Genomic DNA, 13419 nt, shown 5'->3' with positions numbered 1-13419 from the left:
CTGGCCTCTTCGCGAGCAAGCCCGCTCCCACATTTGACCGCGTGCATCCTGAAGAAACGCGGTCAAAATGTGGGAGCGGGCTTGCTCGCGAAGGCGTCGCCGCGTTCTAGCTGACTACCTACGGTTAGCCCACCGCAACCGCAACCACTCCAAATCCTCCGGCCGGGTCACCTTGATATTGTCCGAACGCCCTTCGATCAAGCGCGGCGCCTGGCCAGACCACTCCATAGCCGAGGCCTCATCGGTAATCACCGCATCTGCCACCAGGCTATCGGCCAACGCGCGGTGCAACGCGCCCAGACGGAACATCTGCGGCGTATAAGCTTGCCAGATCAAACTGCGATCAACGGTTTCCACCACCCGCCCGCGCTTATCGACGCGCTTGAGGGTGTCGCGAGCCGGCACGGCAAGCAAGCCACCCACCGGATCGTCCGCCAGCTCCATCAACAATTTGTCGAGATCGTCACGGCTCAAGTTCGGCCGCGCCGCATCGTGCACCAATACCCAGTCATCATCACTGGCGCCCAGAGCATTGAGTTGCAGCAGCGCATTGAGCACCGAGCCCGAACGCTCCGAGCCACCGTCCGCACGCTGAATACGTGGGTCGGCAGCGCAGGCCAGAGCGGGCCAGTAAGGATCATCAGAAGCAAGACTGACCACCAAGCCCTTAAGGGAAGGATGGTCGAGAAAACAGCCGAGGCTGTGTTCCAGAATTGTGCGCCCGCCCAGTTGCAGGTACTGCTTGGGGCGGTCCGCAGCCATACGGGCACCGACGCCCGCGGCAGGAATCACGGCCCAGAAGGCCGGCAAATCGTGACTCATTGGGCCAACTGGTAGAGGGTTTCGCCCTCCTTGACCATGCCCAACTCATGGCGAGCCCGCTCTTCGACGGTCTCCGTGCCTTTTTTCAGCTCAAGCACCTCGGCATCGAGGACGCGGTTGCGCTCCAGCAGAACTTCATTTTCGGCGTGCTGTGCAGCAATTTGCTCGGTCAGGTCTTTTACCTGCGCAAAGCTGCCATTCCCCACCCATAGGCGGTACTGCAGGCCAGCCAGCAACAAGAGCAAGACGAGGAACAACCAATTGGGACTGCGCATCGAATATCAGGTATCCAGTGAAAAAAGACAGCCATGCAAAACTTTTGAAGCAACTGATAGCACGAAGCCTGGAAAAACCAGGCTTGTGCTTGTTAGCCATCAGATTAGCGTCGAAATTGACTCTGTCGTGAGTTTTCCGACGCAATCCGCCGACTTTTTACCATTTGCCGATCAGCCGCGAAACTCACCACGACCGTTGTACTTGGCCTTGCCCGCCAGTTGCTCTTCGATACGCAGCAATTGGTTGTACTTGGAAACGCGGTCGGAACGGCACAGGGAACCGGTCTTGATCTGGCCCGCCGACGTGCCCACAGCCAGGTCGGCAATGGTCGAATCTTCGGTTTCGCCGGAGCGGTGGGAGATCACGGCGGTGTAGCCCGCAGCCTTGGCCATCTGGATAGCTTCCAGGGTTTCGGTCAGGGTGCCGATCTGGTTGAACTTGATCAGGATCGAGTTGGCGATCGACTTGTCGATGCCTTCTTTCAGGATCTTGGTGTTGGTCACGAACAGGTCGTCGCCCACCAGTTGGATCTTCTCGCCGATTTTGTCGGTGAGGATTTTCCAGCCGTCCCAATCGGATTCGTCCAGGCCGTCTTCGATCGAGATGATCGGGTAGCGCTGGGTCAAACCTTTCAGGTATTCCGCGAAACCTTCGGAGTTGAACACCTGGCCTTCGCCGGACAGGTTGTATTTACCGTCCTCGTAGAACTCGCTGGCCGCGCAGTCCAGGGCCAGGGTCACGTCGGTGCCCAGCTTGTAGCCAGCGTTGGCCACAGCTTCGGAGATCACTTTCAGTGCATCTTCGTTGGACGCCAGGTTCGGTGCGAAACCACCTTCGTCACCGACAGCAGTGCTCAGGCCACGGGCCTTCAGCACAGCTTTCAGGTGATGGAAAATCTCGGTGCCCATGCGCAGGCCTTCGGAGAAGGACTTGGCGCCAACCGGCTGAACCATGAATTCCTGGATATCAACGTTGTTATCGGCGTGCTCGCCACCGTTGATGATGTTCATCATCGGAACCGGCATCGAGTAAACACCCGGTGTACCGTTCAGGTTGGCGATGTGGGCGTACAGCGGCAAGTCCTGGTCCTGTGCAGCAGCCTTGGCAGCGGCCAGGGATACGGCGAGGATGGCGTTGGCGCCCAGGCTGCCTTTGTTTTCGGTGCCGTCGAGCTTGATCATCGCCAGGTCGAGGGCTTTCTGGTCAACAGGGTCTTTGCCCAGCAGCAGGTCGCGGATCGGGCCGTTGATGTTGGCTACAGCCTTGAGCACGCCTTTGCCCAGGTAACGGCTCTTGTCGCCATCACGCAGTTCCAGCGCTTCGCGCGAACCGGTAGACGCACCGGACGGCGCGCAGGCGCTGCCGATGATGCCGTTATCGAGAAGCACGTCGGCTTCGACGGTGGGGTTGCCACGGGAGTCGAGAACTTCACGACCTTTGATGTCGACGATTTTTGCCATTGTTGTAAACACTCCAAAGTTGACGAAAACGACGCAGCTGAAGGAAAACTTTTGACCGACCGCAAGGGTGGAACAACGGGGCAGGCTTGCAGGCGACAAGGCTCAGGCCCGGGGGCCTGAGCATTTAGCGTGGGATACTTTACCGGAGAAACGTTGCTTACGCGGTCTCTACCGTCGGAAAACTCTTGACCAGTTCGTCCAATTGCTTGAGCTGGGCCAGGAACGGCTCCAGCTTGTCCAGGCGCAGGGCGCATGGGCCGTCGCATTTGGCGTTGTCCGGGTCCGGGTGGGCTTCCAGGAACAGGCCCGCCAGGGACTGGCTGATGCCCGCCTTGGCCAGGTCCAGTACCTGGGCACGACGCCCGCCAGCGGAATCGGCGCGACCACCGGGCATTTGCAGCGCGTGGGTCACGTCGAAGAACACCGGGTATTCGAACTGCTTCATGATGCCGAAACCGAGCATGTCCACCACGAGGTTGTTGTAGCCGAAGCTCGAACCACGCTCGCAGAGGATCAACTGGTCGTTACCCGCTTCCACGCACTTGTTCAGGATGTGTTTCATCTCCTGGGGCGCGAGGAACTGGGCTTTCTTGATATTGATCACCGCGCCGGTCTTGGCCATCGCGACGACCAGGTCGGTCTGGCGCGACAGGAAGGCCGGCAACTGGATGATGTCGCACACCTCGGCGACCACGGCAGCCTGCTCAGGCTCGTGGACGTCGGTGATGATCGGCACGCCGAAGGCTTGCTTGATGTCCTGGAAGATCCGCATGCCTTCTTCAAGGCCCGGGCCGCGATAGGAGGTCACGGACGAACGGTTGGCCTTGTCGAAGCTGGCCTTGAACACGTAGGGGATACCGAGTTTCTCGGTGACCTTTACGTATTCTTCACAGACCTGCATCGCCATGTCGCGGCTTTCCAGCACGTTCATGCCGCCGAACAGCACCATGGGCTTGTCGTTGGCAATCTCGATGTCGCCGACGCGAATGATCTTCTGGGCCATCAGGGTTACGCCTTCTTCTGGTGTTGCGTCAGTGCTGCCTTGACGAAACCGCTGAACAACGGGTGACCGTCGCGCGGCGTCGAGGTGAACTCCGGGTGGAACTGGCAAGCGACGAACCATGGATGATCCGGAGCTTCGACCACTTCAACCAGCGCGCCATCACCGGAGCGACCGGAGATTTTCAGGCCAGCCTCTTTGATTTGCGGCAGCAGGTTGTTGTTCACTTCGTAGCGGTGACGGTGACGCTCGACGATCACGTCCTTGCCGTAGCAGTCGTGAACCAGCGAGCCCGGCTCCAGCAGGCAGTCTTGCGCGCCAAGGCGCATGGTGCCGCCCAGGTCGGAAGCTTCGGTACGGGTCTCGACGGCGCCGGTGGCATCTTCCCACTCGGTGATCAGGCCCACGACCGGATGGCCGCTCTTGCTGTCGAACTCGGTGGAGTTGGCGTCTTTCCAACCCAACACGTTACGGGCGAACTCGATAACGGCCACTTGCATGCCCAGGCAGATACCCAGGTAAGGCACCTTGTTCTCACGAGCGTACTGCACGGCAGTGATCTTGCCTTCCACGCCACGCAGGCCGAATCCGCCAGGCACGAGGATTGCGTCCACACCTTCGAGCAAGGCAGTGCCTTGGTTCTCGATGTCTTCAGAGTCGATGTAGCGCAGGTTGACCTTGGTACGGTTGCTGATACCGGCGTGGCTCATCGCTTCGATCAGCGACTTGTACGCGTCCAGCAATTCCATGTACTTGCCGACCATGGCGATGGTGACTTCATGCTCAGGGTTGAGCTTGGCGTCAACTACCGCGTCCCACTCGGACAGGTCCGCACCACCGCATTGCAGGCCGAAACGCTCAACCACAAAATCGTCCAGGCCTTGCGAATGCAGGATGCCCGGGATCTTGTAGATGGTGTCGGCGTCTTCCAGCGCGATCACCGCACGCTCTTCAACGTTGGTGAATTGCGCGATCTTGCGACGCGAGGAAATGTCGATCGGGTGATCGGAGCGGCACACCAGCACGTCCGGCTGCAGGCCGATGGAACGCAGTTCCTTGACCGAGTGCTGGGTTGGCTTGGTTTTGGTTTCGCCGGCGGTCGCGATGTACGGCACCAAGGTCAGGTGCATCAGCATCGCGCGCTTGGCGCCGACTTCGAAGCGCAGCTGGCGGATGGCTTCGAGGAACGGTTGGGACTCGATGTCACCCACGGTGCCACCGATCTCGACCATTGCCACGTCGGCATCGCCTGCACCCTTGATGATGCGGCGCTTGATTTCGTCGGTGATGTGCGGGATCACCTGGATGGTTGCACCCAGGTAGTCACCACGACGCTCCTTGCGCAGCACGTGCTCGTAGACACGGCCGGTGGTGAAGTTGTTGTTCTGGGTCATGGTCGTGCGGATGAACCGCTCGTAGTGGCCCAGGTCCAGGTCGGTTTCGGCGCCGTCGTGGGTGACGAACACTTCACCGTGCTGGAACGGGCTCATGGTGCCCGGGTCAACGTTGATGTACGGGTCCAGCTTGAGCATGGTGACCTTAAGTCCCCGCGCCTCCAGGATGGCCGCCAATGAAGCCGATGCGATGCCTTTCCCCAATGAAGAAACAACACCGCCCGTGACGAATATGTAGCGCGTCATGAAAAACCCTAGAAGTCTGCGTTAAAGCGGTCCGAGCCGCCGGGGAAAGCGAAGGAAGGCCGAAGCCCCCGATCACCTGCATTAATCACAGTGCACCTTTCAAAAAAACCGCCGCGTGGTGACAGACCAGCAATGAAACACCGGTACGTTGATCGCTACACATTTTTTGGAATCGCCCAGCAAAGACTGCTTGGTAATCGGCAACTGCTGCGATTCAGGAGAATCCACAGAAGTTGTATCAAGAAGGGAGCGTAGTCTACCGGAAAGGCTCTATCAGCTCAAACCTTGATCGCAGGTCTGTGGCATCCAATGTAATTGCCAATCACCTGTCGCGTTGGGCCATAGCCCTGCAAGGGTTGGGACAGCCAGCAACTGCTCGTCCCGATACAGCAGCGGCAATCTGCCACGTACGAACCCTGGCACCCCGCATTCATTAAGCAGACGCTTTAAGTCCCGCCGCCCTCGACCGGGCACTTCGATGATTTCACCGCCCTGACGATAGCGAACCTCGAAAGACCCTTTGGGGACCTCCCCTACGAATTCGAGCCGTCCATTGCCGGGTAACTCTAGTGGGTTTTGCAGAGTGGGCCAGCTCACCGTTGCGTCAGAAAATTCCGACCAAGCAGCGGGCACCCACCAGATGCGCTCGGCGCAACGATGCAACTCCCCGTCGGCCAGGCGCCATAACGGTTGTGCGTCGCCCTTGGCATCCCGCAAGGAATACCAACTGGCCCAGTGGTCGCTGTCGGGCAGTCGAGTGAGCGGCGTCAGCCAGTGACGCAGGGCATTACGCTGGCGGGCGTCGGAAAGCTCACGCAGTGGTGCAAGCACCAAGGACGGCAACGGTAGCCAGGGAAACCGCGAAAGTTGATCGGCACCTTGCAGATCCATCCCTGCCAGCTCATCGAGCAATGCCTGGGCTTCACTCAGGTGCTCGGCGGTGCGCGCCAGGCTTGATACGGCTTGGGGCCAGCGCTCGGTGAGCGTGGGGAGTACACGATGGCGCAGATAGTTACGGGAGAAACGCGAGTCGGCGTTGGAGGGATCTTCGATCCACTGGAGCCGATGCTCGTGAGCGTAGGCTTCCAACTCAACCCTCGAGACATCCAGCAACGGCCGCACCAGATGACCCGCCGCCAATGGGCGATACGCCGGCATTGCCGCCAGCCCGCGCACCCCGGCCCCGCGAAGCAAGCGAAACAGCAGGGTCTCCGCTTGGTCGTCACGGTGCTGGCCGGTCAGCAAGACCTCCCCTGCCCCGGTCACCTCAGCAAACGCCTGGTAACGCGCATCACGGGCGGCACGTTCAAGGCTGGCGCCTGGCTGGACGTGGACGCGCATGATGCGCAGGGGTACGCCCAGGGCATCACACACCGACTGGCAATGCGCCGGCCATGCGTCTGCTGCAGCTTGCAAGCCATGGTGAATATGAATGGCGCCGAGAGGCGGAAGGTCTTTGGCGTTGGCCAGGAGGTGCAGCAGGACAGTTGAATCAAGCCCGCCGGAGAATGCGATATGCCAAGCCGGGGCGTTGCGCCAAGGAGACAAGGCTTGCAGGAGTTTAGCGGGCAGAGTTGGCTTCATCACAGGTTACCGCTGCAAATCTGGAATACGTCGGCCCAGCATACACAAAGCAAATGTGGGAGCGGGCTTGCTCGCGAAAGCGTGTCAGTCACTGAATAAGTTGACTGGAACACCGCTTTCGCGAGCAAGCCCGCTCCCACACGAGTACTGCATTGTCTGCCAGATCAGTGCCTGATCAGAGACCGTAGCTCATCAGACGCTCATAACGGCGCGCCAACAGCGCTTCGTTATCCAGCTTCTTGAGCATCGCCAGTTGCGAGCCCAGCTCAGCGCGAATGGTCGCGGCAGCAGCAGCCGGGTCACGGTGGGCGCCGCCCAGTGGCTCGGCGATCACTTTGTCCACGATACCCAGGCCTTTGAGGCGATCGGCAGTGATGCCCATGGCTTCGGCAGCGTCCGGTGCCTTTTCGGCGGTTTTCCACAGGATCGAGGCGCAACCTTCCGGCGAAATCACCGCGTAGGTCGAGTATTGCAGCATGTTCAGTTGGTCGCAGACGCCAATGGCCAGTGCGCCGCCGGAACCACCTTCACCGATTACGGTGGCGATGATCGGGGTTTTCAGGCGAGACATGACGCGAAGGTTCCAGGCAATCGCTTCGCTCTGGTTGCGTTCTTCAGCGTCGATACCTGGGTAGGCACCCGGGGTGTCGATGAAGGTCAGTATCGGCATCTTGAAGCGTTCGGCCATTTCCATCAGGCGGCACGCCTTGCGGTAGCCTTCCGGGCGCGGCATGCCGAAGTTGCGACGGACTTTCTCGCGTACTTCACGGCCTTTCTGGTGACCGATCACCATCACTGGTTGGTCGTCCAGGCGAGCGATACCGCCCACGATAGCCGCGTCGTCGGAGAAGTGGCGGTCGCCATGCAACTCGTCGAACTCGGTGAAAATGTGCTGGATGTAGTCCAAGGTGTACGGGCGGCGCGGGTGGCGGGCCAGGCGCGCGATCTGCCAGCTGGTCAGCTTGCCGAAGATGTCTTCGGTCAGGGTGCTGCTCTTGTCCTGCAGGCGAGCGATCTCATCGCCGATATTCAGCGAATTGTCATTGCCGACCAGGCGCAGTTCTTCAATCTTGGCTTGCAGGTCAGCGATCGGCTGTTCGAAATCAAGAAAATTCGGGTTCATAAGCGTCCGTCTTGGGTCGACGGCCAAGGAGTGCCTGGCCAGCCGGTTGTCTATTCGCGCCCTACCTTAAGGGAGAGGCGCGTTTAGGTCGAGATTAAATGTTTTGTCGATATCAGGCGATTTGCTGTCACCCGGCTTTTTACAAGTGCATCAACGGTATTGGAGGAAGACGTTGTCTCGCCCGAACTGGTCACGCAAAGCTTGAATCAAGCCATCGGCGGGATCAATTCGCCAGGTCTCACCAAACTGCAGCATGGCCTTGGCGTCACTGCCGGTGTACTCCATGGTCACCGGGCACGCGCCTCGGTGGCGCTTGAGCAAGTCGCCCAACCAGCGTAGCTGATCGCCCTTGAGCGCTTCGGTTTTCACCTTCAAGCGCAGGCTTTCCGCCAGGTTGGTGCGCGCATCTTCCATGCTCATCACCCGCTTGATCCGCAAGCGCAGGCCGCCGGAGAAATCATCGTTGCTGACCTCCCCTTCCACCACCACCATGGCGTCGGTCTGCAACAACGACTGCGCCGAGTGGAATGCGTCGGCAAACAACGATGCTTCAATGCGCCCCGAACGGTCGTCGAGCGTGACAAAGCCCATCTTGTCACCCTTCTTATTTTTCATCACCCGCAGGGCGATGATCATGCCCGCCACGGTCTGGGTGTCGCGAGCCGGTTTCAGGTCAATGATGCGCTGACGGGCAAACCGGCGGATTTCGCCTTCATATTCGTCGATCGGGTGGCCGGTGAGGTACAGCCCCAAGGTGTCTTTTTCACCCTTGAGACGTTCCTTGAGCGTGAGCTCCTTGGCCTTGCGATGGTTGCCGTACACGTCCGAGTCTTCTTCGACGAATAACCCGCCAAACAAGTCGGCGTGGCCACTGTCGTGGGTGCGAGCGGTCTGCTCGGCAGCCTTGATCGCTTCTTCCATGGCAGTGAGCAACACCGCGCGGTTACGGTCGATATTGGCCTGATAGGCTTTCGGCTCATCGTGGAAATACGGGCCGAGACGGTCGAGTGCGCCGCTGCGAATCAGGCCATCGAGGGTCCGCTTGTTGATGCGCTTAAGGTCAACCCGCGCGCAGAAGTCAAACAGGTCCTTGAACGGCCCGTCCTGACGCGCTTCGACAATAGCCTCCACGGGGCTTTCGCCGACCCCCTTGATCGCGCCCAGACCATAGATGATGCGGCCTTCGTCGTTCACCGTGAACTTGAACTCCGAGGCGTTCACATCCGGCGCGTCGAGGCGCAGCTTCATGGTGCGCACTTCCTCGATCAAGGTCACGACCTTGTCGGTGTTGTGCATATCCGCCGAGAGTACCGCGGCCATGAACGGCGCCGGGTAGTGGGCTTTCAGCCAGGCGGTCTGGTACGACACCAGGCCGTAGGCGGCGGAGTGGGATTTGTTGAAGCCATAACCGGCGAATTTCTCCACCAGGTCGAAGATGTTACCGGCAAGGTCCGCGTCGATGTTGTTGGTGGCGCAACCTTCGATGAAACCGCCCCGCTGCTTGGCCATCTCCTCGGGTTTTTTCTTACCCATGGCTCGACGCAGCATGTCCGCACCGCCGAGGGTGTAACCGGCCATCACCTGGGCGATCTGCATCACCTGTTCTTGATACAGGATGATGCCGTAGGTGGGCGCCAACACCGGCTTGAGGCCGTCGTATTGATAATCGGAGTGCGGATACGCCAACTCGGCGCGGCCGTGCTTACGGTTGATGAAGTCATCCACCATGCCCGATTGCAGCGGGCCCGGGCGAAACAGGGCCACCAGTGCGATCAAGTCTTCCAGGCAGTCGGGCTTGAGCTTTTTGATCAGCTCCTTCATGCCGCGCGACTCAAGCTGGAACACCGCCGTGGTTTCGGCTTTTTGCAGCAACTGGTAAGTCGGCTTGTCATCCAGCGGGATAAACGCGATATCCAGCGGCTCTTCGTCGACCTTGGCACGTTCACGGTTGATGGTCTTGAGTGCCCAGTCGATGATCGTCAGGGTCCGCAGGCCGAGGAAGTCGAACTTCACCAGACCGGCGGCCTCCACGTCGTCCTTGTCGAACTGGGTTACCAGGCCATCGCCTGCTTCGTCGCAATAGATTGGCGAGAAGTCGGTGAGCTTGGTCGGTGCGATAACCACACCACCGGCGTGTTTACCGACGTTACGCACCACACCTTCAAGCTTGCGGGCCATGTCCCAGATTTCGGCGGCTTCTTCATCGATCTTGATGAAGTCGCGCAGGATTTCTTCCTGCTCGTAGGCCTTTTCCAGGGTCATGCCGACTTCGAACGGAATCATCTTCGACAGGCGATCCGCCAGGCCGTAGGACTTGCCCTGCACTCGGGCAACGTCGCGGATTACCGCCTTCGCGGCCATGGAACCGAAGGTGATGATCTGGCTTACCGCGTTGCGGCCGTATTTTTCGGCCACGTATTCGATCACGCGGTCGCGGCCATCCATGCAGAAGTCGACGTCGAAGTCGGGCATGGAAACCCGTTCCGGGTTCAGGAACCGTTCGAACAGCAGGTCATATTCCAGCGGATCGAGGTCGGTAATCTTCTGTACGTAAGCCACGAGTGAGCCTGCACCCGACCCCCGGCCAGGACCCACCGGCACACCGTTGCTTTTGGCCCACTGGATAAAGTCCATTACGATCAGGAAGTAACCGGGGAACCCCATCTGGATGATGATATCCAGCTCGAAATTCAGCCGATCGACGTACACCTGGCGCTTGGCATCGTAGTCTTCAGTGGTGTCCTTGGGCAGCAGAACGGTGAGGCGCTCTTCCAGGCCGTCGAACGACACCTTGCGGAAATACTCGTCGATGGTCATGCCATCGGGAATCGGGAAGTTGGGCAGGAAGTGCTTGCCCAGCTTCACTTCGATATTGCAGCGCTTGGCGATTTCGACGGAGTTTTCCAGGGCTTCGGGCAGGTCGCTGAACAACTCGGCCATTTCATCGGCGCTTTTGAGGTATTGCTCTTCGCTGTAGTTCTTCGAACGACGCGGATCATCCAGGGCCCGGCCTTCGCCGATGCACACGCGGGTCTCGTGCGCCTCGAAATCTTCTTTCTTGATGAAGCGCACATCGTTGGTCGCCACCAACGGCGCGCCCAGCTTGTCGGCCAGGGCGACGGCGGCGTGCAGGTGCTCTTCATCATTGGGGCGATTGGTGCGCTGGACTTCCAGATAGAAACGGTCGGGGAAGACCTGCATCCACTCGCTGGCGAGCACCTCCGCTTCCTGGGGGTTACCGCCCAGCAGCGCAATGCCGATCTCGCCTTCTTTGGCGGCCGACAGCATGATCAGGCCTTCGCTCGCCTCGGCAACCCATTCGCGCTCGATGATGATCGAGCCATTGCGTTGGCCGTCGATAAAGCCGCGGGAAATCAGTTCGGTCAGGTTGCGATAGCCGACGCCGTTCATCGCCAACAGGCTGATGCGGCTCAGGGGGCTGTCGGGGTCTTTGTTGGACAGCCACAAGTCGGCGCCACAGATCGGCTTGATGCCGGCCCCCATGGCGTTCTTGTAGAACTTGACCAAGGAACACATGTTGTTCTGATCGGTCACCGCTACCGCAGGCATGTTCATGCCCACCAGGGTTTTGACCAGCGGTTTGATCCGTACCAGGCCGTCGACCAGGGAGTATTCAGTGTGCAGGCGTAGATGAACGAATGAAGCCGGCATAGTGATCTCTTATACGTGGAAAACAACAAGGCCCGGATTGTACCGGGCCTTGAGTAAAACATCAGCCTCGCGACTATACCTCGCTGAGGCTCTCCCGAGCTTCGTAAGCCTGACGAACCGGGGCGAACGAGCGGCGGTGGATGGGTGTCGGACCCAAGCGAGCCAAGGCTTCCAGATGAACGGGCGTCGGATAGCCCTTGTGGCCACCAATACCGTAGCCGGGGTAGATCAATTCGAACGCAGCCATTTCACGATCACGGCTGACTTTGGCCAGGATCGAGGCGGCGGCGATGGCGGGCACCTTGCTATCGCCCTTGACCACGGCTTCAGACGGCATCGTCAGTTTCGGGCAACGGTTGCCGTCGATCATCGCCAGTTTTGGCGTGACGTGCAGCCCCTCCACCGCGCGCTGCATCGCGAGCATGGTGGCGTGAAGAATGTTCAGCTCGTCGATTTCCTCGACTTCGGCACGAGCGATGTGCCAGCTCAGCGCTTTTTCGCAGATCTCGTCGAAGAGCTTTTCGCGGCGAGCTTCGGTGAGTTTTTTCGAGTCGTTGAGGCCGAGTATCGGGCGGTTCGGGTCGAGAATCACCGCCGCTGTGACAACAGCGCCGCACAGCGGACCGCGCCCTACCTCATCAACACCGGCCACCAGTTCGTGGGCTTGTGCGACCAGGCTGAAATCCAGGCCCATTTGCGTCGTCATAGGGAATCCTGCTTTTGGCCGATCAAGGTCAACACGGCATCCGCCGCCTGGTTGGACGCATCCCGACGCAAAATGCGATGGATAGCGTCAAAACCACGGGTCTGCTCTTCGCCACCATCGATCAGGGGGAGTACGGTTTGCGCCAGGGCTTCAGGCGTTGCATCGTCCTGCAATAATTCCGGCACCAACAGTCGCTGGGCCAGCAGGTTGGGCAAGGAGATGTAGGGGCTCTTGACCATGCGCTTGAGAATCCAGAAGGTCAGCGGTGCCAAGCGGTAGGCCACGACCATCGGGCGCTTGTACAACAAGGCCTCCAGGGTCGCGGTGCCCGAGGCAATCAGCACCGCATCACAGGCGGCCAGGGCCAGGTGCGATTGGCCATCCAACAGGGTCAACGGCAGGCTGCGGCCTTCCAGCAACGTTTCGATCTGCGCGCGACGTTGCGGGCTGGCACACGGCAGTACGAAGCGCACGCCGGGCTTCAAGGCCATCAGGCGTTCAGCTGCATCAAAAAACAACGCGCCCAGACGACCGACTTCGCCGCCCCGGCTGCCTGGCATCAGCGCAACCAGCGGCCCCTCAGCCAAGCCCAATTCGGCACGGGCAGCTGCTCGTTCAGCCTGCAGGGGGATCGTATCGGCCAAGGTATGCCCGACAAACCGCACCGGCACGCCCTTCTCTTCGTAGAACTTCGCCTCAAACGGCAACAAGGTCAGCATCAAATCGCAGCCTTCGCGAATTTTCAACACGCGCTTCTGCCGCCACGCCCATACGGACGGGCTGACGTAGTGCACGGTCTTGATACCGGCCTGACGCAATTTGAGTTCGATATTGAGGGTGAAGTCCGGCGCGTCGATTCCGATGAAGACGTCAGGCTTTTCTTCGATCAGGGTCTGGATCAGCAGCTTGCGGCGAGCCAGCAGTTCACGAAGGCGACCCAGCACTTCCACCAACCCCATGACCGACAAGCGCTCCATGGGGAAGTAGGACGTGAGCCCTTCGGCCTGCATCAACGGACCACCGACGCCAATGAACTCCACCGCCGGATGCTGGGCCTTGAGGGCCCGCATGAGACCTGCGCCCAGAATATCGCCGGAAGCTTCTCCGGCCACCAGCGCGATACGCAGATTGGCCAT

General features: G+C 59.8%; 10 protein-coding genes. All 10 read right to left on the bottom strand.

Annotated features, from left to right (window positions below; all coding sequences use genetic code 11):
- Positions 1-114: 114 nt before the first annotated feature.
- Positions 115-822 carry a 2-C-methyl-D-erythritol 4-phosphate cytidylyltransferase gene (ispD, locus tag HF257_RS11310; protein WP_185707374.1) on the bottom strand — a complete coding sequence of 236 codons (708 nt, stop codon included), beginning with the start codon at positions 820-822 and terminating at the stop codon, positions 115-117.
- Entirely contained in the window at positions 819-1097 is a 279-nt protein-coding gene (ftsB, locus tag HF257_RS11305; RefSeq protein ID WP_049709653.1) for a cell division protein FtsB, read from the bottom strand. The genes ispD and ftsB overlap by 4 nt, the downstream gene beginning before the upstream one ends.
- Before the next feature lie 171 nt (positions 1098-1268).
- Entirely contained in the window at positions 1269-2558 is a 1290-nt protein-coding gene (gene eno / locus HF257_RS11300) for a phosphopyruvate hydratase (protein ID WP_105696254.1), read from the bottom strand.
- 157 nt (positions 2559-2715) lie between these two features.
- The gene (kdsA, locus tag HF257_RS11295) at positions 2716-3561 is read right to left on the bottom strand and encodes a 3-deoxy-8-phosphooctulonate synthase (RefSeq protein ID WP_010212442.1); all 846 of its coding nucleotides are present in this window, start codon (positions 3559-3561) and stop codon (positions 2716-2718) included.
- Between the two features lie 5 nt (positions 3562-3566).
- Positions 3567-5198 (bottom strand): CTP synthase, encoded by a 1632-nt coding sequence (locus HF257_RS11290; protein WP_185707376.1) that lies wholly within the window; start codon positions 5196-5198, stop codon positions 3567-3569.
- Between the two features lie 273 nt (positions 5199-5471).
- Positions 5472-6782, bottom strand: coding sequence for a tRNA lysidine(34) synthetase TilS (tilS, locus tag HF257_RS11285; RefSeq protein WP_185707378.1), 1311 nt, complete (start codon positions 6780-6782; stop codon positions 5472-5474).
- A gap of 175 nt (positions 6783-6957) precedes the next feature.
- Entirely contained in the window at positions 6958-7905 is a 948-nt protein-coding gene (locus tag HF257_RS11280) for an acetyl-CoA carboxylase carboxyltransferase subunit alpha (RefSeq protein ID WP_003172288.1), read from the bottom strand.
- A 150-nt stretch (positions 7906-8055) separates the two neighbouring features.
- Positions 8056-11577 carry a DNA polymerase III subunit alpha gene (dnaE, locus tag HF257_RS11275; RefSeq protein ID WP_185707380.1) on the bottom strand — a complete coding sequence of 1174 codons (3522 nt, stop codon included), beginning with the start codon at positions 11575-11577 and terminating at the stop codon, positions 8056-8058.
- Positions 11578-11650: 73 nt separating this feature from the next.
- Entirely contained in the window at positions 11651-12283 is a 633-nt protein-coding gene (gene rnhB, locus HF257_RS11270; protein WP_185707382.1) for a ribonuclease HII, read from the bottom strand.
- A complete protein-coding gene (gene lpxB / locus HF257_RS11265) occupies positions 12280-13419 on the bottom strand; it encodes a lipid-A-disaccharide synthase (RefSeq protein ID WP_185707384.1) in 1140 nt (379 codons plus the stop codon). Before lpxB ends, rnhB begins: the two co-directional genes overlap by 4 nt.

Source organism: Pseudomonas cremoris, from assembly GCF_014230465.1.
The sequence above is the reverse complement of the archived record's forward strand: the minus strand, read 5'-3'. Positions and strand labels throughout refer to the sequence as shown.